Source organism: Vreelandella halophytica, assembly GCF_968193635.1.
Window position 1 is genome coordinate 117487 of the sequence record NZ_OZ309107.1, and the last position, 24480, is coordinate 141966.

Annotated in this window: 20 protein-coding genes; 17 read left to right on the forward strand and 3 right to left on the reverse strand. The window is 62.2% G+C overall.

What is annotated here, in order from left to right; genetic code table 11:
• The first annotated feature begins 23 nt into the window (after positions 1 to 23).
• The 17 genes from cheA to ACWHXT_RS00640 all read left to right on the forward strand — a co-directional run bounded on the left by cheA (position 24) and on the right by ACWHXT_RS00640 (position 20055).
• Positions 24 to 2102, forward strand: coding sequence for a chemotaxis protein CheA (gene cheA, locus ACWHXT_RS00560; RefSeq protein ID WP_447927622.1), 2079 nt, complete (start codon positions 24 to 26; stop codon positions 2100 to 2102).
• Complete coding sequence (cheW, locus tag ACWHXT_RS00565) at positions 2099 to 2599, forward strand: chemotaxis protein CheW (RefSeq protein WP_447927623.1); 501 nt, start codon at positions 2099 to 2101, stop codon at positions 2597 to 2599. Before cheA ends, cheW begins: the two co-directional genes overlap by 4 nt.
• A gap of 130 nt (positions 2600 to 2729) precedes the next feature.
• Positions 2730 to 4019 (forward strand): methyl-accepting chemotaxis protein, encoded by a 1290-nt coding sequence (locus ACWHXT_RS00570; protein WP_447956870.1) that lies wholly within the window; start codon positions 2730 to 2732, stop codon positions 4017 to 4019.
• An 82-nt stretch (positions 4020 to 4101) separates the two neighbouring features.
• Entirely contained in the window at positions 4102 to 6294 is a 2193-nt protein-coding gene (locus ACWHXT_RS00575) for a methyl-accepting chemotaxis protein (protein ID WP_447956871.1), read from the forward strand.
• Positions 6291 to 7160: a CheR family methyltransferase gene (locus ACWHXT_RS00580; RefSeq protein ID WP_447927626.1), complete on the forward strand. Its 870-nt coding sequence runs from the start codon at positions 6291 to 6293 to the stop codon at positions 7158 to 7160. The genes ACWHXT_RS00575 and ACWHXT_RS00580 overlap by 4 nt, the downstream gene beginning before the upstream one ends.
• Positions 7161 to 7224: 64 nt before the next feature.
• Entirely contained in the window at positions 7225 to 8283 is a 1059-nt protein-coding gene (locus ACWHXT_RS00585) for a protein-glutamate methylesterase/protein-glutamine glutaminase (RefSeq protein ID WP_447927627.1), read from the forward strand.
• A gap of 35 nt (positions 8284 to 8318) precedes the next feature.
• A complete protein-coding gene (locus ACWHXT_RS00590; protein ID WP_447956872.1) occupies positions 8319 to 10031 on the forward strand; it encodes a methyl-accepting chemotaxis protein in 1713 nt (570 codons plus the stop codon).
• A 60-nt stretch (positions 10032 to 10091) separates the two neighbouring features.
• The gene (cheY, locus tag ACWHXT_RS00595) at positions 10092 to 10481 is read left to right on the forward strand and encodes a chemotaxis response regulator CheY (protein WP_447927629.1); all 390 of its coding nucleotides are present in this window, start codon (positions 10092 to 10094) and stop codon (positions 10479 to 10481) included.
• A gap of 39 nt (positions 10482 to 10520) precedes the next feature.
• Positions 10521 to 11216, forward strand: coding sequence for a protein phosphatase CheZ (cheZ, locus tag ACWHXT_RS00600; protein ID WP_447927630.1), 696 nt, complete (start codon positions 10521 to 10523; stop codon positions 11214 to 11216).
• 115 nt (positions 11217 to 11331) lie between these two features.
• Complete coding sequence (gene flhB / locus ACWHXT_RS00605) at positions 11332 to 12498, forward strand: flagellar biosynthesis protein FlhB (RefSeq protein WP_447927631.1); 1167 nt, start codon at positions 11332 to 11334, stop codon at positions 12496 to 12498.
• Complete coding sequence (flhA, locus tag ACWHXT_RS00610; RefSeq protein WP_447927632.1) at positions 12495 to 14573, forward strand: flagellar biosynthesis protein FlhA; 2079 nt, start codon at positions 12495 to 12497, stop codon at positions 14571 to 14573. Before flhB ends, flhA begins: the two co-directional genes overlap by 4 nt.
• Before the next feature lie 58 nt (positions 14574 to 14631).
• Entirely contained in the window at positions 14632 to 16824 is a 2193-nt protein-coding gene (gene flhF, locus ACWHXT_RS00615; RefSeq protein ID WP_447956873.1) for a flagellar biosynthesis protein FlhF, read from the forward strand.
• Positions 16821 to 17372 carry a hypothetical protein gene (locus tag ACWHXT_RS00620; protein ID WP_447956874.1) on the forward strand — a complete coding sequence of 184 codons (552 nt, stop codon included), beginning with the start codon at positions 16821 to 16823 and terminating at the stop codon, positions 17370 to 17372. The genes flhF and ACWHXT_RS00620 overlap by 4 nt, the downstream gene beginning before the upstream one ends.
• A gap of 6 nt (positions 17373 to 17378) precedes the next feature.
• Positions 17379 to 17801 carry a flagellar protein FlhE gene (locus ACWHXT_RS00625; protein ID WP_447956875.1) on the forward strand — a complete coding sequence of 141 codons (423 nt, stop codon included), beginning with the start codon at positions 17379 to 17381 and terminating at the stop codon, positions 17799 to 17801.
• Between the two features lie 26 nt (positions 17802 to 17827).
• Positions 17828 to 18526, forward strand: coding sequence for an RNA polymerase sigma factor FliA (locus ACWHXT_RS00630; RefSeq protein WP_447527376.1), 699 nt, complete (start codon positions 17828 to 17830; stop codon positions 18524 to 18526).
• 40 nt (positions 18527 to 18566) lie between these two features.
• Positions 18567 to 19382, forward strand: a complete 816-nt coding sequence (locus tag ACWHXT_RS00635; protein WP_447527377.1) for a motility protein A — start codon at positions 18567 to 18569, stop codon at positions 19380 to 19382.
• 4 nt (positions 19383 to 19386) lie between these two features.
• The gene (locus ACWHXT_RS00640; protein WP_447956876.1) at positions 19387 to 20055 is read left to right on the forward strand and encodes an OmpA/MotB family protein; all 669 of its coding nucleotides are present in this window, start codon (positions 19387 to 19389) and stop codon (positions 20053 to 20055) included.
• On the opposite strand, the gene ACWHXT_RS00645 is transcribed toward ACWHXT_RS00640, so the two are convergent.
• The 3 genes from ACWHXT_RS00645 to uvrA form a co-directional block, all read right to left on the reverse strand.
• Positions 20052 to 20597 (reverse strand): hypothetical protein, encoded by a 546-nt coding sequence (locus ACWHXT_RS00645; RefSeq protein WP_447894851.1) that lies wholly within the window; start codon positions 20595 to 20597, stop codon positions 20052 to 20054. The genes ACWHXT_RS00640 and ACWHXT_RS00645 overlap by 4 nt on opposite strands.
• 46 nt (positions 20598 to 20643) lie before the next feature.
• Positions 20644 to 21387 (reverse strand): Crp/Fnr family transcriptional regulator, encoded by a 744-nt coding sequence (locus ACWHXT_RS00650; protein WP_447927639.1) that lies wholly within the window; start codon positions 21385 to 21387, stop codon positions 20644 to 20646.
• Positions 21388 to 21501: 114 nt separating this feature from the next.
• Complete coding sequence (uvrA, locus tag ACWHXT_RS00655; protein ID WP_447956877.1) at positions 21502 to 24330, reverse strand: excinuclease ABC subunit UvrA; 2829 nt, start codon at positions 24328 to 24330, stop codon at positions 21502 to 21504.
• Positions 24331 to 24480: the final 150 nt, after the last annotated feature.

A 24480-nucleotide genomic window follows, 5' to 3' on the forward strand; every position in this document is an offset into this window, starting at 1 on the left:
ATGACACTAATGTGGAGCAGTGCATGGATATAGCGGATTTTTTTGACACCTTTTTTGAAGAAGCCGAAGAACTGCTTGCGGATATGGAGCAGCACTTGCTGGAGCTGGATGTCGATAATCCGGATAGCGAGCAGCTGAACGCCATTTTTCGTGCCGCCCACTCCATCAAAGGCGGTGCGGGAACATTTGGGTTTAGCGTGTTGCAAAAAACCACGCATATCCTGGAAAACCTGTTGGATCACGCGCGAAAGGGAGAACTCGTTCTACGCCCCGACCTCGTTGATACGTTTTTAGAGGCCAAAGACATCATGCACGAACAGCTCGATGCTTATCGCAGCGAGGAAGAACCCGACCAGCAGGCGTTTGAGCGCATCTGCCATGTGCTTCAGCAAATCGCGCTGGAAGAGATGGGCGAGCCACTGGAAGTGGCCATAACGCCCAGCGAAACCGCGCCCAAGGAGCCGGCGCCGGCGTCCAGCGAAAGCGAAGCGGTGCCAGCGCAAGAAAGTCAGCTGATCGTGGCCCTTTTGAACGTAAGTGATAAAGACCGTGCGCTGCTGGTAGAGGAACTTGGACAGCTGGGCGACATCGTGCAGCAGTCCGGCGACGAAAAGCGCTTTGAAGTCGTGATGAGTGCAAGCACGAGTGCCGACGATATCGAAGCGGTGATGTGTTTTATCATCGAGCCCGACCAGATCGAAATAAGCGCCGTGGCGGCGCCCAGCGCGCCCGCCCAAGCCTCGCCCCCGGCCTCTGCTGCGCCAGCGCCCCAGGCAGAAAAACCTGCGCCGCCGCAAAAAAGTGCGAGCGCACCGGCCGCGGCCCCAAAAGCCGACAAGGCAGCGGCCAAGAAAGCCGTGCCCGAATCGAGCTCGATTCGCGTCTCCGTAGACAAGGTCGACCAAATCATCAACCTGGTGGGCGAGCTGATCATCACCCAGTCGATGCTCGATCAAACGGTGAGCGATTTAAACGATCAGTCGATAGGCAACGGGTCGCTACAAAACGGCATGAGCCTTCTTCAGCGCAACGCCCGGGATCTGCAGGAATCGGTCATGTCGATCCGCATGATTCCCATGGAGTTCGTGTTCAGCCGCTTCCCCCGCGTGGTGCGCGATACCGCCGGCAAGCTGGGTAAAGAGATCGAGCTGATTACCGAAGGCAAGTCCACCGAGCTCGACAAGAGCCTGGTGGAGCGGATCACCGACCCGCTGACCCACCTTGTGCGTAACAGTCTCGACCACGGCATCGAAATGCCCGAGGTGCGCGAGGCGCTGGGCAAGCCCCGCCAAGGCAAGCTAACCCTGGCCGCCCGCCATCAGGGCGGTAATATTCTCATCGAGGTCAAGGACGACGGCGCCGGCATGGACCGTGACCGCTTGCTCGCCAAGGCTCGCGAGAACGGGCTGAACGTCTCGGACACCATGACCGACGAAGAGGTCTTTCAGCTCATTTTCGCCCCCGGCTTCTCCACCGCCGCCGAGGTCACCGACGTCTCCGGGCGTGGTGTCGGCATGGACGTGGTCAAGCGGAACATCCAGAAAATGGGTGGGCGCGTCGAGATTCAATCCAAACTCGGCGAAGGCACCAACACGCGTATCGTGCTGCCGCTGACGCTGGCCATTCTGGACGGTATGTCCATCAAGGTGGGTAGCGAAACCTTCATTCTACCGCTATCCACGGTGCTTGAATCGCTCCAGCCTTCCAGCGACGACATGTACGCCATGGCCGGCGACGACGTCGTGCTCAAGGTGCGCGACGAGTATCTGCCGGTGATCGCGATCCATGAAGCGCTGGACGTGACGGATGCCATTACCGACCCGACCAAGAGTATCGCTGTGATCGTACAGGGCGAAGGCCGGCGCTATGCGCTGCTGGTCGACGAGCTGGTGGGACAGCAGCAGGTGGTCGTCAAGAATCTGGAAGACAACTACCGTAAGGTGCCCGGTGTCTCCGCCGCCACGATCCTGGGCGATGGCAGCGTGGCGCTGATTCTGGATATTACCGGCCTACACCGCTTAAGCCGCCATAAAAAAGAAGCGGGCAAAAACGTTCACCACCACCCCCATTTCTCGTATGACAAGGAGACCGAGCTGTCATGAGTCATTCCAATAGTGACGCGGTGCTGGCCGCCGCGGAAGCGGACAACAGCGAATTTCTGGTGTTCTCACTGGGCGAAGAAGAGTACGCCATCGATATCCTCAAGGTTCAGGAAATTCGCGGCTACGAAAACGTGACCCGTATTGCCAACGCCCCTGAGTTCATCAAAGGGGTCACCAACCTGCGCGGCGTGATCGTGCCGATCGTCGATCTGCGCATCAAGTTTCACCTGGACAACGTCGAGTACGGCGGCCAGACCGTGGTGATCGTGGTCAACGTCGCCGAGCGCGTCGTCGGTATCGTGGTGGACGGCGTCTCGGACGTCATGACCCTGACGCCGGACCAGATCAAACCCGCGCCGGAGTTCGGCGTCACGCTCTCTTCGGATTTCTTGAGCGGACTGGGCAGCCTCGAAGACCGCATGCTGGTACTGGTGGATATCGACAAGCTTTTAACCAGCGAAGAGATGGCGCTCGTCGACAGTACGCAGCAAGCGTAACCCCGGGCAGGCGTAACGCTTTTAAGAGGCCGGGCGCGAAAGACCTTTTTAAAAGATCGAGTTAAAAGACTTTGGCAATAAAGAGCACTGGCAGGACCAGAGCCGCAGGCGTAGAAAAGGGATATCGCTAATGCATCAGTTGATGAACAACATGACCGTCCGGCTTAGCTGGGCACTGGTTTTGGTTACCTTCTCCTTGCTTGTCGTCGCCGCCTGCGCGACGGGGCTTTACGCGCTTCAGGAGAGCGGTGCCATCCTAAGGTCAACGAGCGATATCGCGGTCCAACAGCAGCTCTTCGCTGACTTTGCCGGTATTGTCCGCTGGACGCTGATCGCGGTGCTGGTCGTGACCGCGCTCACCGTGGCGGTCGTGGTATGGGGCGTCACCGTCAACGTACTGCGCCCGCTCAGCCGTCTGGTGGGCTATTTCGAGCGCATGGCCGAAGGTGACTTGAACCAGCAGATTAGCGCGCCGGGGAATAACGAAATCGGCCGGCTCTATATTGCCATGGCGGACATGCAAACCTCGCTATCGGAAACCGTCGGGGTGGTTCGCCGAAGCGGCACGTCCATCTTCGAGCGCGCCCAGAGTATCGCCAGCAGCAATAACGACTTGTCATCGCGTACCGAGCAGCAGGCCTCGTCGCTCGAAGAGACCGCCTCCAGCATGGAGGAGCTCGCCTCGACGGTGAACCACAATGCAGACAACGCGCGTCAGGCAAGCACCCTGGCCGGCGACGCCACGCTCACCGCGCGCCAAAGCGGTGACGAAGTCAGTCGTATCGTCGAGACCATGCAGGAGATCAGCTCCAGCTCACACAAGGTGGCCGACATCATCACGGTGATCGACACCATCGCCTTTCAGACCAATATTCTGGCGCTCAACGCCTCGGTGGAAGCCGCGCGGGCCGGCGAGCACGGCCGTGGCTTTGCGGTGGTTGCGCAAGAGGTGCGTAATCTGGCCAGCCGCAGCGCCAACGCCTCCAAAGAGATCCGCGCGCTCATCGATGCCTCGCTCACCAAGGTGGACAGCGGCACCGACCGGGTCAATCAGGCCGGCGAAACCATGCAAGGCCTGGTCAGCGCGGTTCAGCGAGTCAGCGACATCATGGATGAAATCGCCTCGGCTTCGGAAGAACAGAGCAACGGTATCAGCCAGGTAAATCAGGCCGTTACCCAGATGGATGACGTCGTACAGCAGAACGCCCGACTGGTGCAACAGGCCGCCGGCCGTGCCAACGAGCTCGAAAGCGACGCCGCGCGCTTGAGGGAGGCGGTCGAGCGTTTCAGGGTCGCCGAGCGTGCGCAACAAGCGCCGGCCCCGGCGCCCGCACCGCTGGCGCGCCCGGCCCCGGCAAGCCTTGCAAGCCCGGCGCCCGCCCCGCGCGGTCAGGCCGTTGAAGAGTGGGAAGCCTTTTAGGCCTCCTGTCCCGGATAAGCAGGCTCTTGGCCCAGGCTTGAAAGAGCAACGACGTTACTAATACCAAAAATAAGGCAATGCCATGCGCAATAATCAGCCAGTTACCCAGCGGGAAGTAGAGCTCAAAGGGGACGACTTTCTTGTCTCGCGGACGGATCTTGACGGGCGTATCACGTACGCCAATCCGGCCTTCATCGAGATTAGCGGCTTCAGCCGCGAAGAGCTGATCGGCGCGGCGCACAATATCATTCGCCACCCGGATATGCCGCCGGCGGCCTTCGAAAACCTGTGGCAGACCGCCCGCGCCTTGGAGACCTGGCGCGGGCTGGTTAAAAACCGCTGCAAAAGCGGCGATCACTACTGGGTAGAGGCGAGCGTTACGCCGATCATCGAAAACGATGAAGTGGTGGGCTATACCTCGGTACGCGTGCAGGCAAGTCGCGAGGCCATCGCCTACGCGGAAGGCGTTTACGCGGGCATACGCGAAGGGCGGGCCAGGGGCGTGTACCTCGATAAAGGGCGTATCCGCCGCCGGGGCGTGGTGGCACGTATCAAGCGGCTGCGCCCGGACACCATTCGCGCCAAGCTGGTGGGAATGATCGTGGTCGGCGGGGCGCTGCTGCTCGCCAGCGGCGGGATCGGGCTTTACGGCATCGACGCCTCCGGCGAGCGCCTCCAGCGGCTCAATCAGGATGGCTTGCGCGATGTCATTCGCCTTCAGCAGATCGACCAGGGCCTTGCCCAGGCCCGGCAGCAGTTGGTCGAACGTGGGCGTATGGAGCTCATCGACCAGCGTTTCGAGATCGGCGCGGAGATCGAGCAGGAGATCGAAGAAATCGGCGCCACCTGGCAGGCGTTTTACGCAAGCGAGACCAATGCCACCGAGCTTGCCGATGCCTTTGACGAGCGTCTTCAAGTGTTTTTTGCCGACAGCATGGGCGGCGCTGCCCGGCTGCTCCAGGCCGAAGATGCGTTGGACGTGCTGACCGGCATCGGCGATGTCACCAGCGCCATGAATAGCGAAGGCCGCGAGCTATCGCTGATGGTCAACGAGCTGATCGCCCAGGAACAGCATGCCGCCGAGGCGATGGCCGCTGACGCGGAACAGGCGCAAACGGCCATGCTGGCTACCCAGGCCGGCGTGCTCGGGGTTGGCCTGCTGGCGCTGATTCTGCTCGGTACGGTGCTTCTGCGCTCCATTTTGAGACCGCTAAAAGACGCCTCGCGGTTTACGCTGCAAATTGCCGGCGGCAACCTGGCGGCGCGGGTTCCCGAGCGCCGCCAGGACGAGATCGGGCACCTAATGGGCTCGCTCAATACCATGCGTAAGAGCCTTGGCAGCATCATTGGCGATGTCAAAGAGGGGATCGGTGTCGTGACACCGGCGGCTCAGAACATCGCCAGCGGCAACGAAGAGCTCTCCGCGCGTACCGAACAGCAGGCGGCGTCGCTTCAGCAAACCGCCTCCAGCATGGAAGAGATGACCACGACCGTTCGCCAAAATAGTGAAAACGCTCAACAGGCGCGCCGTTTGGCCGATAACAATGCTGAGCGGGTGAGTGAAACCGGCGAATTGATGACCCAGCTGGTCAGCAACATGCAGCGGATTACGCAAAGTTCTCAGCAAATGGCCGATATCATCAACGCCATCGACTCGATTGCGTTTCAGACCAACATACTGGCGCTGAATGCATCGGTCGAGGCGGCCCGAGCTGGCGAGCATGGCCGCGGCTTTGCCGTCGTCGCCGAAGAAGTGCGCAACCTGGCCGGACGCTCGGCCTCCGCCGCCCAGGAAATTCGCACGCTGATCGATGGCTCGCGTCAGGATGTCGCCGCCGGGGCCGGGCTTGTCGAACGCGCCGAGACGGCGATCGGCGACGTAGCGGAAACCGCGCGCAGCGTCACGAACATCATGCACGAAATCTCTTCGGCGTCCGAAGAGCAGAGTGCCGGTATTAGCGAAGTGAACCAGTCGGTGGCCGAAATGGATCAGGCGACACAGCAAAACGCCGCGCGTGTGCAGGAAACGGCCCAGGCCGCGGTATCGCTCGAGCGTCAAACGACGCTGCTGGCGCTGTCGGTCGAGGCGTTCAGGCTGGAGAGTGAGGCGCCCAGGGCGGCCACCGCCAGCGGGTTTTCGCCACCCAGAACACCCCATAATGCCCTAAAAGATGCATCCGCGATGTCTTCAAGCGATACATCAACAACTACCCCGTCGGCTTCTGTGCCTATCAAACGGCAGACCGCGGTTGCAGAGGAGTGGCAAGCATTTTGAACGAACCACGTGATGGGTCGGCAGATACCGGTCAATGGACGACGGGAGGTCAGATCGAGCGCGATCTTGTACTGACCGACGCTGACTTCTTGCGTATCCGCGAGCTGATTTATCAGCGCGCCGGGATCGTGCTGGCCGAACACAAGCGAGAGATGGTCTATAGCCGTCTGGCAAGGCGGCTACGTCATCACGGCATGACCCGCTTTACCGACTATCTTTCGCGGCTAGAGCGCCAGCCCGATGCCAAAGAGTGGGAGGCGTTTACCAATGCGCTGACCACCAACCTGACCGCGTTTTTTCGCGAAGCACACCACTTTCCGCTGCTTGCCGAGCATATCAAGGACAAGGCCGGGCCGATCACGATCTGGTGTTCCGCGGCCTCGACGGGCGAAGAGCCCTATTCGCTTGCGATGACGCTTTTGGAAGTGCTGGGCGCCAAGGCGTCCAACGCCAAGGTCGTCGCCACGGATATCGATACCGATGCCTTGGCCCGGGCCCGAGCGGGGATCTACCCCCAGGAGCAGGTACGCAAGCTCGACGAGGCGCGGGTCAAACGTTTCTTCCAGAAGGGCACGGGCAACCATATCGGTCTTGCCCGGATACGGCCGGAAGTATCGGCGCTGGTGGAGTTTTTGCCCCTGAATTTGCTGGCGCCCAAGTGGCCGGTGCAGGGCCCCTTTGATGCCATTTTCTGTCGCAACGTCATGATCTATTTCAACAAAGAAACCCAGGCAACCATTTTGCAACGCTTTGCCCCTTTGCTTAAAGAAGACGGGCTGCTGTTTGCCGGGCATTCGGAGAATTTTTCCTATATCAGCGACGCCTTCAAGCTGCGCGGGCAGACGGTCTACACCCGCGCAAAGTGACAGCGGCCGCGTGGCCACCCTTCAGGAGGTTTCTACCGGTGAGTTCAATAACAGGAGGCGGGCTTTGAGTACTGCCAAAATCAAAGTGCTATGCGTGGACGACTCGGCGCTGATTCGCGATTTGCTGACCACGATCATCAACGAGCAGCCGGATATGGAAGTGGTCGCCACCGCGCCCGACCCGCTGGTGGCCCGGGATTTGATCAAACAGTACAACCCGGATGTGCTGACGCTGGACGTCGAGATGCCGCGTATGGACGGTCTGGATTTTTTGGACCGGCTCATGCGCCTGCGTCCGATGCCGGTGCTGATGGTGTCGTCGCTGACCCAAAGCGGCTCGGAGATCACGCTGCGCGCGCTGGAACTCGGGGCGCTGGATTTCGTCGCCAAGCCAAGCCTTGGGGTACGCAGCGGCATGATGGAGTACGCCAACGAAATCGCCGAGAAAATTCGTGCCGCGGCCCGCTCACGCCCGCGCCAGGCGCGTAAGCCGGCGGCGGCGCCCACGGCGCTGAAAGCGCCACTGGTCACCAGCGAAAAGCTGATCATCATCGGCGCCTCGACCGGCGGTACCGAAGCGATTCGCAGCGTGCTCGAGCCGCTACCGGCCAATGCCCCCGCCATTTTGATTACCCAGCACATGCCCGGCGGCTTTACCCACTCCTTCGCCGAGCGCCTCGACCGGCTTTGCCGGATCACCGTCAAGGAGGCGTCGGAAGGCGAGCGAGTACTGCCCGGTCACGCCTATATCGCGCCTGGCGGTCAGCACCTGGAACTGGCGCGAAGCGGCGCCAACTACGTGGTTCGCCTGCACGACGGCGACCCGGTCAACCGCCACCGGCCGTCGGTGGACGTACTGTTTCACTCCGCGTCCAAACACGCCGGGAAAAACGCCATCGGCGTCATCCTGACGGGCATGGGCAAGGACGGCGCCGCCGGGCTCTTGGAGATGCGCCAGGCCGGCGCGCCGACGATTGCCCAAAACGAACAGACGTGCGTGGTCTTCGGTATGCCGCGGGAAGCCATTGCGGTAGGCGGCGCCGGGGAGACCCTGGCGCTAGACGATATTCCCGCGCGCTTGATGGCGCTCGTCGCCGCTTCGGGCCGCGCGCAGCGGGTTTAAACCAGAAAAAACGTTACATACCAAGGATCATTTAAATGGCGCGGTTCACACGAAACCTGAGTATTCACACGGCGGTCATTGCGGCACTGGGCTTTTTCAGCGTACTGATCTTGGCGCTGATCGCGCTCAACATAATGACGGATCGCTCCACCGAGAGAAACGTCAATCTATTGACGATGATCAGCCGCGACCAGCTCAACGAGCTCAATCGAGGCGATTCGCTGCTCAACCAGTCGATGCGGGTACTGGAGATGAGCTTGAGTTATTCCGTGGCCGGCCAGGACGAAAGAGTCGGCTCGGCGATGGCGGCAGCGGCGAGGCATATCGAGGGTACGGAGATGCGCTTCAACAATTTCATCGCCTCTCCCAAAACGCCTCTCGGCGAAGAGCTCGCACGCCCCGTGATCGAGAGCTATCAGCGGCTCATGCCCCTGGTCAAGGAGCAGTACGCAAGCCTTCAGGCGGGTAATATCGAACGATTCAACGAGCTGCGTCTGGAGCTAAGGGCTCCGCTTCTCGCGCTCGTGGACGGTATTAGCGAATTTTCCGATGGCGGGTTCGCGCGCGTGGACAAAATCCATGAGGATATTCAGGACCAGCGCCATCTGTTCAACGTGCTCTATATCGTTGCGGTACTCGTGACGCTGCTGATCGTCGTCGCGATCTATATCGGTTTGCGCCGTACCGTGACGACGCCGCTCAACGACGCCGTGCGCCGTCTCAACAAGATTGCCGACGCCGATTTGACCGAACCACTACCCAAGGCGGGTAATAACGAAATCGGCCAGCTGTTCGCGGCGATGGGAACCATGCAGGAGAGCCTCATCCGGCTGGTCGGCCGGGTACGCGAAGGCAGCGGCTCGATTCACCACGGCACGCGGGAAATCGCCCAGGGTAATACCGAGCTCTCCTCGCGGACCGAGCAGCAGGCTGCGTCCATCGAGGAAACAGCGGCGAGCATGGAGCAGATGACCGCGACCGTAAAACAGAACGCGGATAACGCCCGTCAGGCAAGTGGGCTTGCCGGTGAGGCATCGTCCACCGCCGAGCAGGGCGGCCAGGTCGTCGAGCAGGTCGTGCAGACCATGCACGGGATTTCGCAAAGCTCGCAAAAAGTGGCGGACATCACCAGCGTCATCGACTCGATCGCCTTTCAAACCAACATACTGGCGCTGAACGCCTCGGTCGAGGCCGCCAGGGCCGGTGAGCAGGGCCGCGGTTTCGCCGTCGTGGCCGGCGAGGTGCGCAACCTCGCCAGCCGTAGCGCCGACGCGGCCAAAGAGATCAAAACCCTGATCGATGACTCGGTCAAGCAGATCGCCAGCGGCTCGAGCCTGGTCGAGCAGGCCGGCACCACCATGACCGACGTGGTCAGCGCCGTTCGCCGGGTCGCCGACATCATGGATGAAATCTCTGCGGCCTCCCAGGAGCAGAGCGACGGCATCGAACAGGTCAGCCACGCCGTGGGTCAGATGGACGAAGTCACCCAGCAAAACGCGGCCCTGGTCCAGCAGGCAGCGGCAGCGGCGGCATCGCTCGAGGACCAGGCCAGCCGGCTCGAGCAGGCGGTCGCGGTCTTTAAAGTGCTGGAAGGCCAGCAGAGTCGCGCGTCGGCTTCCGGCGCTCACGCCGCGGGCCAGCAGGCCGCCCGTAAACCCGCTTTGGCGTCCCCGGCGAAACACAGTGGGCCGCGTTCGGAAAAGCCCGGCAAGCGTGAAAGCGCGGTCGAAGAGTGGGAATCCTTTTAATTCAACGCCCCTGACACAGCGCAGGGGTACTTAACGCCATATACGTGGAGAGAAAGAGCAATGGCCGATAAAAACATGAGCTTTTTGGTCGTGGATGATTTTCCGACCATGCGCCGCATCGTACGCAGCCTGTTAAAAGAGCTTGGCTTTACCAACGTCGATGAGGCCGAGGACGGCCAGGACGCGCTCAACAAGCTGCGGGCAGGCAATTTCGAGTTTGTCGTGTCCGACTGGAACATGCCCAACCTGGACGGTCTCGAGATGCTCAAGGAGATTCGCCAGGACGATGCTCTGAAAGAGCTGCCGGTCCTGATGGTGACCGCCGAGGCGAAAAAGGAAAATATCATCGCCGCGGCTCAAGCCGGTGCTAATGGCTATGTGGTCAAGCCGTTTACCGCCGCCACCCTCGAAGAAAAGCTCAATAAAATCTTTGATAAAATGGGTAAATAAAGTGAGCCAGGCCCGCGCCTGGCTCGCGAGGAGAGCACCATGAGTCAGAATGAGGAGTCAGGCACTAACCAATTGCCCGACGAAGCCGCAGAAGAGTTGATACACCGGATCGGCAAGCTAACCCGCATGCTGCGCGACAACATGCGCGAGCTGGGTCTCGACAAGGAGATCGAAAAAGCGGCGGAAGCGATTCCCGATGCGCGCGACCGGCTGCACTACGTTGCCACCATGACCGAGCAGGCCGCGGATAAGGCGCTCAACGCGATCGACCGTGCGCAGCCGCTGCAGGATGATCTGGCCGATCGCGCCACCGCGCTCGACAAGCGCTGGGACGCCTGGTTCGAAGCGCCCCAGGAGCTTGACGAGGCGAAAGACCTGGTCAAAGAGACGCGCGCCTATCTTCATAACGTGCCCGAGGTCACCGCCGCGACCAATAAAGAGCTGATGGACATCATGATGGCGCAGGATTTCCAGGATCTCACCGGCCAGGTCATCAAGAAGATGATGGACGTGATCCGCGAAATCGAACACCAATTGGTGCAGGTGTTGATCGATAGCGTGCCCGGTGCCGAGGCGCGGGAAACCATGCAGCGCAAGGCTCAGGATCAGTGGGAAAACGACACTGCCCGGCGCAAGGAGGAGCTTCTCAACGGCCCGCAGATCAACGAATCCGCACCGGATATCGTCACCGGCCAGGATCAGGTGGACGACTTATTGGACGAATTAGGCTTTTAATGCCGCGTTATTAAGACATTGTCCCGCGTCTCATCTGGCACACTAGGCATCTTGTTCAGCCGCCCTTCGGGGCGGCTGACTTTTGGTGCGCGGTTTTTGATGAGCCGGATGGTCGATGGCAGACAACGATAGCGATCAGGAAAAGACCGAAGAGGCCACGCCTCGACGAAAAGAGAAAGCCCGGGAGGAGGGCCAGGTCCCCCGCTCGCGCGAGCTCACGACCTTCCTGTTGCTCCTGGCGGGTGTCATAGGGCTCTGGAGCATGGGACAGATGCTTTACGATCAGCTCGGCATGGTCATGGAGCGGGCGTTTTTGTTCGACCGCCGACAGGCTTTCGATACCATGCCCATGCTGACCACCGCGCTCGATCTGGGCCGGCGGACGCTGATTTCGCTGATACCGCTTTTCGTACTGCTCGGTGTCGTCGCGATGGTCGCGCCGGCGCTGCTGGGCGGCTGGCTGGTATCCGCCAAAGCCATGAAGCCGAAATTCTCGAAACTCAATCCGATCAGCGGCGTCAAGCGCATCTTTTCGAGCCAGGCGCTCATCGAACTTGCCAAGGCGATCGCCAAATCGGTCCTGGTCGGCAGCATCTCCGGCGCGTTCATCTACGTCAATATCGACCGATTTTTGGGCCTGCCCGACCAGCCGATTCAACAGGCGCTGGCGGATGCCCTGAATATGGCGGCATTGGCGGCGGCGCTGGCGATCTTCTCGCTGGTCGTGGTGATATTGATCGACGTGCCCTTTCAGCTCTGGAGTAACGCCAAAAAGCTGCGCATGAGCCAGGAAGAGATCAAGCGCGAGCACAAGGAGTCCGAGGGCGACCCGCACGTCAAAGGGCGTATCCGTCAGCAGCAGCAGGCCATGGCCCGAGGGCGCATGATGAGTAAAGTGCCCGAGGCCGACGTGATCATCACCAACCCGACGCACTATGCGGTGGCGCTTTCTTACCAGGAAGGCAAGATGGGCGCGCCGCGCGTCGTGGCGAAAGGCGCCGACGCGGTGGCCGCGCGCATTCGCGAGCTGGCGTTTGAAGCGAAGGTGCCACGTCTTGAAGCGGCGCCGCTGGCTCGGGCGCTTTATCATCACGTGGATCTGGATGGCGAAGTACCGGCAGAACTCTACACCGCCGTGGCCGAGGTCATGGCCTGGGCGTACCGTTTGAAAAGCGTGGCGCAAGAAGGGGGCGAAACGCCCCCGACCCCTGAACATTTACCGGTTCCCGACGAAATGACGCATCCCAACCGTGGCCCCGGGGCTAGCGAGGCACGTTCATGAACATTGGCCAATTAATCAGCCAGCGCAACCCGTTTGGCAGTGTGCCCATGAAGCTGCTGGCCGGCCCGCTTCTGATCCTCATGATCCTTGGCATGATGATCCTGCCACTGCCGCCGTTCGCGCTGGATATGCTGTTCACCTTCAACATCGCGCTGGCCATCATGGTGCTGCTGGTCAGCATGTTTGCCTCGAAGCCGCTGGACTTCGCCGCTTTCCCGGCGGTGCTTCTGTTCACCACGCTGTTGCGCCTGTCACTCAACGTCGCCTCGACCCGGGTGGTGCTCATGGAGGGCCACCAGGGCGGGGCCTCGGCGGGTAAGGTCATCGAAGCGTTCGGTACCTTTTTGGTCGGCGGTAACTTCGCGGTCGGTATGGTGGTGTTTTTGATTCTGGTCATCATCAACTTCATGGTCATCACCAAGGGTGCCGGGCGCATCGCCGAGGTCGGCGCGCGCTTCACCCTGGACGCCATGCCCGGCAAGCAGATGGCGATCGACGCCGATTTGAACGCCGGTTTGATCGGTGAAGAGGATGCCAAGAAACGCCGCTCGGAAGTCGCTCAGGAAGCCGACTTCTACGGCTCCATGGACGGTGCCAGCAAGTTCGTGCGCGGCGACGCCATGGCGGGGCTGGTCATCATGGTGGTCAACGTCATCGGCGGGCTGTTGATCGGTATGATGCAACATGACATGGGCTTTGGCGACGCCGCGCGCACCTACACCTTGCTTACCATCGGCGACGGCCTGGTCGCCCAGATTCCGGCGCTGGTGATCTCCACCGCCGCCGGTGTCACCGTGTCTCGCGTCAACACCGATCAGGACGTGGGCCAGCAGATGATCAGCCAGCTTTTCGTCAACCCCCAGGTGATGATTCTGGCCGCGGCGGTGATGGGGCTTTTAGGCATGGTGCCGGGCATGCCTAACCTGGTCTTTCTGATCTTTACCGGAGTGCTCGGCGGTCTGGCCTGGCTTTTGACGCGTATGCAGGAGAAAGCGCTGGTCACCGAGGATCTAAAAGAGGCCCCGGCGGCGGTGCAGGAAACCCCGGAGGCGAGCTGGGAAGACGTCCAACTGGTGGATACCCTGGGACTCGAGGTGGGCCACCGGCTGATTCCGCTGGTGGACTCGCGCCAGAAAGGCGAGCTTTTGGCGCGCATCAAAAGCGTGCGCAAGAAGTTTGCCCAGGACGTCGGCTTTCTGCCGCCGGTGGTGCATATCCGCGACAACCTGGAGCTTTCATCGAACACCTACGTGCTCTCGCTAAAGGGCGCGGAGATCGGTCGGGCCGACGCCCAGCCGGGCAAATGGCTGGCGATCGACCCGGGTCAGGTCACCGGCGAGCTTTCCGGCACGCCCACCCAGGACCCGGCATTCGGTCTGCCGGCGGTGTGGATCGATGCCAACCAGCGCGAGCACGCCCAGGTCTTTGGCTACACTGTAGTGGACGCCAGTACCGTGATCGCCACCCACCTAAACCACCTGCTGCACCGTCATTCGCCGGAGATGCTGGGCCGCCAGGAAGTGCAGAAGCTGCTCGACAAGGTGGGCGACGATCAGAAATCCCTGGTGGAAGAGGTCGTGCCCAAGGCGATTACGCTGACCGTGCTTCAGCGGATTTTACAAAATCTGCTCGAAGAGGACGTCTCGATTCGCGATATACGTACCATTTTGGATACGCTGGCCGAGCACGCCGGCCAGCAGAAAGACCCGGGCGAGTTGACGGCGCTGGTGCGCATCGGCCTTGGCCGGGCGATTACCCAGCAGTGGTTTGCAGGCCAGGAGACGCTGAACGTGATCGGCCTCGATGCCCAGCTCGAACAGGTCCTGATTCAAGCGATGAACGGCAACGGCGCGATGGAGCCGGGGCTTGCCGACACGCTGATGAACCAGGCGCAGCAGGCGCTGGAGCGCCAGGAGGCCAGCGGCGAGCCGCCTGTACTGGTGGTGCAGCACTCGCTTCGCGCTATTGTGGCGCGCTTTTTGCGCCGCCGGCTGCGCCATTTGGTCGTCATGTCTCAAGCGGAAATTCCCGACGACCGTACGCTTAAAATCACCACGCTGGTAGGTGGCCGGTGATGCGTGTTGCGTTGGGCGCTTTGCAGACCCCCGCTTTGGAAAACCTGGAGGTTAACCCATGAGCGTAAAACGCTTTGTCGGCGCTAACAGCCGGGATGTCATGCGCCAGGTGCGCCAGGCGCTGGGCGATGAAGCGCTGATCGTCGCCAATCGGCGCACGGACACCGGCGTCGAGATTTTGGCCATGGCCGAAGAGGCCGCGCTCGAGCAGGCCGCGCCGCTCGAAGCGGTGGGCATGGATGAAAGCGCGCCAACACTCCTGGCCGCCCAGCCCGCGCCGGCCAAGGCGAGCCCCGCGCACCCGTTCGAGGAAGTCAGCGAGCGGCTGCTGCGCGAAATGCAGGACATGCGTGCCCTGTTGGCCCGATCGCAAACCGGCGACGCCAAGGGTGCGCCGCCCGCCGGCGGTGCCACGGTGACCACGCTTTTGACCCGCGCCGGCTTTGGCAGTGAGCTTGCCGAAGAGATCGGCGCGGCACTGCCCGACTCCCTTGGCGCGCTGGAACTTCAGGATGAGCGGTTGCTCGGCTGGCTGCACCGCCAACTGATAGCGCGGCTTTCCGTGCTTCAGAGCGAGGCGGACTTTTTCGACCAAACTGGTATCGTGGCGCTGGTGGGGCCCACCGGCGTTGGCAAGACCACCACCACCGCCAAGCTTGCCGCGCGCTTCGTCATGCGCCACGGCACCCGCCCCGTCGCGCTGGTGACCACTGATAGCTTCCGGATCGGCGCCCACGAGCAGCTACGCATTTATGCGCGCCTGCTCGATACGCCGATGTACGCCCTCGATCACGAGCAGCCCATCGACAACCTGCTGGGGCGGTTAGGCGGCAAGCAGTGGGTGATCATCGACACCGTGGGCATGAGCCAGCGCGATCAGCGCGTCATCGAGCAGATCGGCCAGCTCCAGGGTGGCGAATCCCGGGTGCGCCTGGTGCTGGTGCTCAACGCCGCCAGCCAACCCGAAACCCTGGAAGAGGTGGTGCTTCGCTACCGCCAGGCTGCGCGGGCGGCGGGCGCCGAGCTCGACGAGTGTATTATTACCAAACAGGACGAAGCGGGGCGTTTGGCGCCGCTTCTGGATATCGTCATGCGCTTTGGGCTGCGCGTGCTGTTCTCCTCCAACGGCCAGCAGGTGCCCGAGGATATGGCGCTGGCCGACCCGGCTGCGCTGGTCGAGCAGGCGCTGGCAGGCCATACCGACGCCGCACCGGACTGCCCGCCGTGGCCGAACGCGCCGCTGGCACCGCGCTGGTCCCAGGACGTGCTGGGCCAGGGGCGCCGGTTGAGCCTGCTGCTCGCGCAGCTGCGTGAGCGGGTGGCCGGGTTCGCGCTGCTCGAAGCGGTATGGGATATCGGCGCGCTGCCGGGCGTACTGCACGACCAGCGCCTGGCGGCACTTGCCGACCAGGCGGGCGAGCAGAATGCGCTGGGCATCGTCTGGTCACCGCGGCGCAACGAGCGTGGCATGGAGTGGTCGATGCCGGATCTGAGCCTCGACGCCGACGGCCAGCTTTGTGCGCTCACGCTTTTACAGCACCGCCAGCCCGCCGGCTGGCAGGCCCGTATCGACGCCCAGCGCCAGGCGGCGGTCCATCTACTGCCGACCCTTGCCGAAGGCGAGACCCTGGACACGCTGGAAAGCGAGCGTTTGACCTGGGTCAGCCAGGCGACCGGCGCTCAGCGGATATACTGGCAGGGCGAGCGCTACGCGTTGACGGCCCTGTTTGGCGAAAGCGAACTCTCGCATCGGGTCGACGTGCGCTTTCGCGGCCAGCCGCTACAGCTATGGAATGCCCACGCCGAGGTCACCGACCAGGCCGGGCGGCATTTTCTCGCCTGGTACGGCGAGCTGCGCGACCCGGAAAGCGCCAAGCGCGTGGCCAAACGCTACTGGCTCACCCCGGCGCGGCTGGGGGCCGAAGTGCTATCGCTGCTGGTCACTCAGCTGCAAAGCGAAGGCGCGGCTATATTGACCAAGCGAGCCTGGCGCGCGCTCAAGGAAGCCGATGGCGGCGAGGTCAGTGCTCAGCTGCGCCTTTTGATGGCCAGCGGTGCCGCCGCGGCCGCCACGCACCTGGACAACGCCGAGGACGAGGCCGCGCAAACGCTGCGCCAGGACGTGATGCGCCTTTCCAAAACATCTCGCAAGCGCCGCGATACCGCGCTACTCGACGCGCTGATGCATATGTTGATGACCCGGGACGCCATCCGCCAACTAGGTAGCGTCAGCCGCGAGGCCCTGGCATGAGCGGCGGCGACCAGGCCTCGGGGCTGCGCCAGTGGGCGAGCCTGCGCAACGAAGAACGGGCGCAGCAGGCCGCCCTCGACGAGACACCAGCAAAGCAGGCTGGCAGCGAGCACGCCGAGCCCGACGTAGACACCCAGGCCACCCCGCCGGCAAGCGACGCCGCCACGCCGGTGGTCAAGACGCCGCTGGCGGTGGTGGGGCTACCGACGAAAAGCGTCGCCCCGGTCAAAGAGCGCCTTGGCGAGTGGGCCGAGCTTGGCCGGCGCTGGGCGGCGACCCCGGAAAGCTGGGAGGTCATCCCGGTGGATGCCAGCGAGCCGTTGGAGGCGTTTTGCGAGCGCTATTCACGCTGGGCGCTTTGGGTGCGCAGCGACGCGGACGCCTTCGCGAGCATGTATCGCACGCTGCGCCAGCTCAACGACAACCAGGGGCCCCGCCAGCTACTGGCGCTGCACGAGCCCGGCTTGCCCCGCGAAGGGCTTTTAGACAATTTGCAGAAGGCGGCGGCGAATTATCTGAATATCGAACTGCTGCTACTAGCGCGGTAGGCCACAATGAAAAAGCGTTTTCTGAAAAAGAGTCTTCAAGGCGTCGCGCTACTCATGGCGATGGGGGCGAGCCTGGCATTGACCGCTCAGGCGGGCACAGGCAGCTGGAGTAAGGAGGTCACCGGTATGATGGTGGCCATGAGCGACCGGGCGGTCAGCAGCCAGGTTTTGGCGCCGCCGCCGGTAGCGGAGATCGCCCAGGGGCGTATCGAAGGCGTTCACTGGCGGTATGAGGCACCGTTCGACGCCGCGCTGCGGGCCTGGCTTTGCCACCCCGAGCGCTGCGTCGAGCTAAGCGGCCAGCGCGGAAGCGAAACCGGGTTTGCCGGGCTTTCCGCCGATGCGCCGCTGGCGTTTCGCTTCGCATTGGGGCGCGGGCAGCGGCCGATGCGGGTAAAAGGGCTTCACGTGATTGTGAACTACCAGTGACGAGTGTATAGCCACGAGGCACGAGGATGTATACAGCACAAGGCAGAATTCAACACAGCGAAATGGTCACTCAGCACATGCCGCTGGTGCGCCGCCAGGCGCTGGCGCTGCAGGTCCGCCTGCCGGCGAGCATCGAACTCGATGATCTGATTCAGGCCGGCATGGTCGGCCTATTGGAGGCGCTCGGGCGCTTTGACGCCTCCCAGGGGGCGAGCTTTGCCACCTTTGCCAGCCAGCGGATTCGCGGGGCGATGGTCGATGAGCTGCGCACCCGGGATTGGCTGCCGCGCAGCGTGCGACGTTCGGCCCGGGCCATGGACGAGGCGGTCCGCCATCTCGAACAGAACCTGGGCCGGGCGCCGGAGGAGGGCGAGATCGCCCGGCATCTGGACATGCCGCTCGGCGAGTATCACCAACTGCTCAACGACGCCAACAGCGGCCACCTGCTGCCCTTCGAGGAGCTTCTGGAAGAGGGCGGGGAACCCGCTCAGGAGGCGCTGAATGCGCCTTTTGAGGAGCTTTTGGATGGTCAGCAGCGCGAAACCCTGATCGCGGCGATCGAAGCGCTGCCCGAGCGGGAAAAGCTTTTGATGGCGCTTTACTACCAGGAGGAGCTCAACCTGAAAGAGGTGGGCGCAGTACTGGGGGTGACCGAATCGCGTGTTTCACAGCTGCATAGCCAAGCCATTAGCCGTCTGCGCGCGCGGCTGCACGAGCCAGATTGACGCATTTTAACCGTTAAACCCAACCGGCGAGGAGCCGTCGATGAACCCCTCTACCTTGATCGGTATATTTGCCAGTATTCTGCTACTGGTTAGCGTGCTGTTTTTCACCGCGGAATCCCCGGAGAGCTTTCTCAACTTGCCCGGGCTTGCCATCGTGGTGACCGGCACCCTGGCGGCGACCTTCATTAGCTACCCGCTCAAGGAGGTACTGCGGGTGGTACGCCTGGTGGGGCTGGTATTTCGCCGCGAGAACACCTACGTGCGCGACGATATCAACGAGCTGGTGTCCATGTCGCGGCTCTGGTTCAAGGGCGACGTACGGGCGGTGGAGCGCGAGCTCGAACACACGCGCAACCCGTTTCTGCGCACCGGCATTCAGTTGGTGATCGCCAACACCAAGGAAGATGAAATTTTCGACATGCTGCGCTGGCGTATCGCCCGGCTCAAGGCGCGCGAGCACGCCGAGGCGCAAATCTTTCGCACCATGGCGACCTACGCCCCGGCCTTCGGCATGATCGGCACCCTCGTGGGGCTGGTTAACATGCTGGAGGTCATGGACGCCGGTGACCTGGAGGTGATCGGCCCGCGCATGGCGGTGGCGCTGCTCACGACCTTCTACGGTATCTTGCTTGCCAACCTGGTCTTCAAACCGGTGGCGGTGAAACTCGAGCGGCGCACCGAAGAGCGCTTGATCACCATGAACATGGTGCTCGAGGGCATCTCGCTGATCACCAAGCGCCGCTTGCCGTCGTTCATCGAAGAGACGTTGAACTCCTTCGTGGCCAACTACAACGACGAGATTCGTGATGCCAACGTGAAGCCGCGCGCCGAGAACGACGCGCCTGCCAAGGGGTAGGGCGATGAACCGCGAAGCCCGCCACGCACTGGAATCGCCATTCACCGGGGATGGCGACAGTGAAGATGGGTGGCTGACCAGCTACCTGGACGTATTGACGTTGTTGATCACGCTGTTCGTGCTGCTGTTGGCGCTCACCCCGGCGGGCACCGGCGACGAAGCCGCCGGCACACCCACGACCTCGGGTATTCAGCCGCTCTCTTCGGGACTTCAACCGCTCCACAGTGGGCTGAGCCCGGCGATGGACGGCCTCGATATTCAAGGCGTGAGCGTCTCCGAGGGGCGCGAAGGCATTACCCTGCGCATCGACGATAGCCTGCTGTTCGATAGCGGCGCGGCGCGGCTGACCGCTCAAGGCGAAGAGGTATTGGAAAGCCTTGGCGAGGTCATCGACACCTTCGATGGCGAGATATCAGTGGAGGGGCACACCGACAACGTGCCGATCGCCACCGCCTCGTTTGCCTCCAACTGGGAGCTTTCGACGGGGCGGGCGATTGCCGTGGTGCGCCACCTGGAAGAGGAAGGCGTGGCGCGGGAACGCCTGCGCGCCGTTGGCTACGCCGATACGCGCCCGCTCGAGGCGAACGACTCCGTAAGCGGGCGCGCCGCCAACCGGCGCGTCGAGTTCGTACTGCGCCGGCCGCCGAACGCCCAGGCGCCGGCCTCGCGTTAGGCGCTGGCGCAGCGGCGCTGCGTTTCGCGAATCGCCTCGCCGGCGCCCGCCAAACTGAACGTCATGGTCCAGGGCGGTTCGTCGCCCTGATCGAAACCGATATAAAGCTGCTCGCCGTCGCTCATCTGACCGAGCAGCGCATCGAGCTCGCCCAGGTAGAAGTGGCTATAGAAGCCGTCATCCCCCTCCTCGACGATAAACTCCGCCATGGTGTCGATCAGCGGCGCCTGGTCGACGCGTAGCCGGGCCGGTACCAGGTTCACCGCGCGGCTTTCGGTTTGCGTCTGTTCCAGGGTGACGCGCATCTCGAGCCAGGGCAGGTGGCAGATGCCTTCGGTGGCGTTTACGCTCAGCGTGGCGTCCGAGTAGCTTTGCGTCTCGACGGCGCGAAAATGGCGCTTGTCCTGGGCCTCGAGGGTCACGGCTTGCCAGGCGTCAAAAGCGGCGTCCTGGCTCACCGGGTAGCGCTCGGCCAGCGCCGCACTGAAAAACGAAAGCCCGGCCGCGCCCAGCGCGAAAGAAGCAAGTAAGCGAGTGGTCATGATGTAAAAGGCCAAACGTTGAGCAGGTTAAAAAGGCGTAGCCGGATCAATCGGACTGGCCGAGCAGGGGCCTTACGCTGTCGTTTAAGTAGCAATCGTCGAACTCGCCTTCCGCGGCCAGCGCCGCCATGTCGGGAATATTGACGTGGTGACGGTCACGATACACCAGGCCATCCTCGCTGAGCGCCGTGAAGGTTCGGCTGACGTGCACCGGGCTAAGGCCGAGTACGTCGGCCAACTGCTCCTGGGAGAGCGGCAGACGGAACTGGCCGGTAAGACCTGTGTTGGTCTGGCTCAGGCGAACGTACATTTCATGTAGAAAGTGAGCCATTTTCTGGCGCGCAGTGCGCCGTGCCAAATTGACCAGCCGCTCGGTCAAAAGCGCTTGCTGGCGGCTGCTGATGGCGAACATCACCGAGGTCAGTGGCAGCGAATCATTGAAAAGATCGATCATCCGCTTGTGGGGAAAGCGGCACACCACGCTGTCGGTGATAAAGCGCACGTTTTCCAGGCGCTTCGAGAAGGCGAACTCGCGCAGGCCGATGATATCGCCGGGCAGGAACACTTCCAAAATATGCCGGTCGCCGTTTTCCAGGTGGCGATAGGAGTACGCCCAGCCGCTACGCAGCGTGCAGAATTCGTTCGCCGGGTCTTTCATTTCCCATAGAAGCGAGCCCGCCTTTTGATCGACCGGGCTCTCTTCCAGCGAGTCGAGCAGCTTCTCTTCCTCTTCTGACAGCGAATAGAAGTGATTGAAATGGCGGACAATACAGCTTTTTTCCTGCCCCATGATCGGTTTCTCCTCTTTTGAGTAGCATACGCTCGACTAGCTGGTGGCCATGGGTTTAACCGACCCTCAAAGGCCAGCTTAACGCCGGCCTTTGACGTGCGAGTAGTACTCTGACTATTTCTTTTTTAAAAGCGGTCCCAAAAACTCGCCGGTATGGGAGCCTTTTTTCTTCACAAGCTGTTCCGGCGTGCCTTCGCCAATGATGCGCCCGCCGCCGGAGCCGCCTTCCGGGCCGAGATCGACGACCCAGTCCGCGGTTTTGATCACATCCAGGTTGTGCTCGATGACCACGATGGTATTGCCGTGGTCACGCAGGCGATGAAGCACCGTCAGAAGCTGGCGAATATCCTCGAAGTGTAGCCCGGTGGTGGGCTCGTCGAGAATATAGAGCGTCTGGCCGGTGTCGCGCTTGGCAAGCTCGCGGGCGAGCTTGACCCGCTGGGCCTCGCCGCCGGAGAGCGTAGTCGCGCTTTGGCCCAGGCGAATATAGGAGAGGCCGACGTCCAACAGCGTCTGCAGGCGCCGCGCAATGGCCGGTACGGGGCTGAAAAACTCGAGCCCTTCTTCGACGGTCATCTCCAGCACGTCGTGAATGTTCTTGCCCTTGTAGTGAATATCCAGGGTTTCGCGATTGTAGCGCTTCCCCTTGCACACGTCGCAGGGTACGTAGATATCCGGCAAAAAGTGCATTTCTACCTTGATCATGCCCTCGCCCTGGCACGCCTCGCAGCGCCCGCCCTTGACGTTGAAGCTGAATCGGCCGGGCTTGTAGCCTCGCGAGCGCGCTTCTTGGGTGCCGGCGAACAATTCGCGAATCGGCGTAAAGATCCCGGTGTAGGTGGCCGGGTTGGAGCGCGGCGTGCGCCCGATCGGGCTCTGGTCGATATCGATGACCTTGTCGAGCTGATCGAGCCCTTCGATGGCCGCATAAGGCGCTGGGGTCAGCGTCGAGGCGCGGTTCAAATCCCGGGCGGCGATCGGCATCAGCGTGCCGTTGATCAACGTCGACTTGCCCGACCCGGACACCCCGGTAATGGCGATGAAAAGCCCCAGCGGCAGTGTCAGCGTCACGTTTTGCAGGTTGTTGCCGGTTGCCCCGCGCAGCACCAGCTGCTTTTCCGGGTTGCCGGGAATGCGGTAGGGCGGTATCGCGATTTCGCGGGTGCCGCACAGGTACTGGCCGGTCAGCGAGTCCTTGTTGTCCATGATGTCTTGCGGCGTGCCCTGGGCGACGATTTCGCCGCCGTGGACCCCGGCGCCGGGGCCGATGTCCAGCACGTGATCGGCGGCGCGAATGGCGTCCTCGTCGTGCTCGACCACGATCACCGTGTTGCCCAGGTCGCGCAGCCGTTCCAGGGTTTTCAGCAGCCGGTCGTTGTCGCGCTGATGAAGGCCGATGGAGGGTTCATCGAGAATGTACATCACGCCGACAAGCCCCGCGCCGATTTGGCTCGCCAGGCGAATCCGCTGGGCTTCACCGCCGGAAAGCGTGTCGGCGCTGCGCTCGAGATTCAGGTAATCGAGGCCCACGTTGACCAAAAATTCGAGCCGCGAGTGGATCTCGTTGACGATCTTCTCGGCGATTTCGCCCTTGCGCCCGGGCAACGCCAGGTTGGCAAAATAATCCCAGGCCTCGCCGATCGGCGTGCGCACGATGTCGGCGATATTGTGATCGTCGACGAAGACGTGGCGTGACTCGCGGCGCAGGCGCGTACCGTTGCACGAGGTACAGGGCTTCATGGCGATGTACTTGGCCAGGTCGTCGCGCACCATGTTGGACTCGGTTTCGCGGTAGCGGCGCTGCATGTTGGGCAGCACGCCCTCGAAGGCGTGTTCGCGGGTCACCTTGCGGCCGCGGTCGCTGACGTAGCTAAACGGCACGGACTCGTTGCCGCTACCGTTTAAAATCACGTCGCGCTGGCGCTTCGAGAGCGCGTTCCAGGGCGTTTCGAGCTCGAAATCATAGTGCTTGGCCAGCGCCTGGAGCTGGGTGAAGTAGTAGATGTTGCGCCGGTCCCAGCCCTTGATCACCCCTTCGGCCAGGGACAGTTCGTCGTGGCTAATCAGCTTTTCCGGGTCGAAGTACTGCTGGATCCCCAGGCCGTCGCAGGTGGGGCAGGCGCCGGCGGGGTTGTTGAACGAGAACATCCGCGGCTCGAGCTCGGCGAGCGAGTAGCCGCACACCGGGCACGCAAAGCGCGAGGAGAATGCCATGTCCTCACACTCGCTATCCATGAAATGGATCATCGCCGTGCCGTCGGCCAAATTCAGCGCCGTCTCGAAAGACTCCGCCAGCCGCTGGGCGATATCGTCGCGCACCTTGAAGCGGTCCACCACGACGCTGATGTCGTGCTTCTTGCGTTTGTCGAGCGGCGCGATGTCGTCAAGCTCCAGCACCTGGCCGTCGATCAACACGCGCACGAAGCCCTGGGCGCGAAGCTCGGCCAGAAGCTGCAGGTGCTCGCCCTTGCGGCCCTTGACCACCGGGGCGAGCAGCATCAGCCGGGTGCCTTCCTCCAGATTCATGGCCTGGTCGACCATCTGCGAGATGGTCTGGGCTTCCAGGTCTTCACCGTGTTCCGGGCAACGCGGCGTACCGGCGCGGGCGAACAGCAGGCGCAGGTAATCGTAGATCTCGGTAATCGTGCCGACCGTCGAGCGAGGGTTGTGGGAGGTCGATTTCTGCTCGATGGAGATCGCCGGCGAAAGCCCTTCGATATGATCCACATCGGGCTTTTCCATCATGGAAAGAAACTGGCGCGCGTAGGTAGAGAGCGACTCCACGTAGCGACGCTGGCCTTCGGCGTACAGCGTGTCGAACGCCAGCGACGATTTGCCCGACCCCGAAAGGCCTGTAATCACAATCAGCTTATTGCGCGGCAGCTCCACATCGATCTGCTTGAGGTTGTGAGTGCGTGCACCTCTGACCAGAATGCTGTCCATCAACACCTCGAATCGCGTGGCAAAAGCGTGATTATACGTTTGCCGGTCCCATTACGGCAAAGCGGCAGAGACGCTTTGTCGCAAGGCGAGCGTTTCCAGCGCCTGGACAAAGCGCTAGAATGGACGGCTTTTCTGGGCTTTCACCCGCCT

Coding starts and splice junctions, on each gene's coding strand:
- cheZ (WP_447927630.1), top strand. CDS start 10,521: ATGAGTCAGAATGAGGAGTCAGGCACTAACCAATTGCCCGACGAAGCC.
- flhB (WP_447927631.1), top strand. CDS start 11,332: ATGGCAGACAACGATAGCGATCAGGAAAAGACCGAAGAGGCCACGCCT.
- cheY (WP_447927629.1), top strand. CDS start 10,092: ATGGCCGATAAAAACATGAGCTTTTTGGTCGTGGATGATTTTCCGACC.
- ACWHXT_RS00570 (WP_447956870.1), top strand. CDS start 2,730: ATGCATCAGTTGATGAACAACATGACCGTCCGGCTTAGCTGGGCACTG.
- ACWHXT_RS00590 (WP_447956872.1), top strand. CDS start 8,319: ATGGCGCGGTTCACACGAAACCTGAGTATTCACACGGCGGTCATTGCG.
- flhF (WP_447956873.1), top strand. CDS start 14,632: ATGAGCGTAAAACGCTTTGTCGGCGCTAACAGCCGGGATGTCATGCGC.
- ACWHXT_RS00630 (WP_447527376.1), top strand. CDS start 17,828: ATGTATACAGCACAAGGCAGAATTCAACACAGCGAAATGGTCACTCAG.
- ACWHXT_RS00575 (WP_447956871.1), top strand. CDS start 4,102: ATGCGCAATAATCAGCCAGTTACCCAGCGGGAAGTAGAGCTCAAAGGG.
- ACWHXT_RS00620 (WP_447956874.1), top strand. CDS start 16,821: ATGAGCGGCGGCGACCAGGCCTCGGGGCTGCGCCAGTGGGCGAGCCTG.
- flhA (WP_447927632.1), top strand. CDS start 12,495: ATGAACATTGGCCAATTAATCAGCCAGCGCAACCCGTTTGGCAGTGTG.
- ACWHXT_RS00645 (WP_447894851.1), bottom strand. CDS start 20,597: ATGACCACTCGCTTACTTGCTTCTTTCGCGCTGGGCGCGGCCGGGCTT.
- uvrA (WP_447956877.1), bottom strand. CDS start 24,330: ATGGACAGCATTCTGGTCAGAGGTGCACGCACTCACAACCTCAAGCAG.
- cheW (WP_447927623.1), top strand. CDS start 2,099: ATGAGTCATTCCAATAGTGACGCGGTGCTGGCCGCCGCGGAAGCGGAC.
- cheA (WP_447927622.1), top strand. CDS start 24: ATGGATATAGCGGATTTTTTTGACACCTTTTTTGAAGAAGCCGAAGAA.
- ACWHXT_RS00640 (WP_447956876.1), top strand. CDS start 19,387: ATGAACCGCGAAGCCCGCCACGCACTGGAATCGCCATTCACCGGGGAT.
- ACWHXT_RS00635 (WP_447527377.1), top strand. CDS start 18,567: ATGAACCCCTCTACCTTGATCGGTATATTTGCCAGTATTCTGCTACTG.
- ACWHXT_RS00650 (WP_447927639.1), bottom strand. CDS start 21,387: ATGGGGCAGGAAAAAAGCTGTATTGTCCGCCATTTCAATCACTTCTAT.
- ACWHXT_RS00625 (WP_447956875.1), top strand. CDS start 17,379: ATGAAAAAGCGTTTTCTGAAAAAGAGTCTTCAAGGCGTCGCGCTACTC.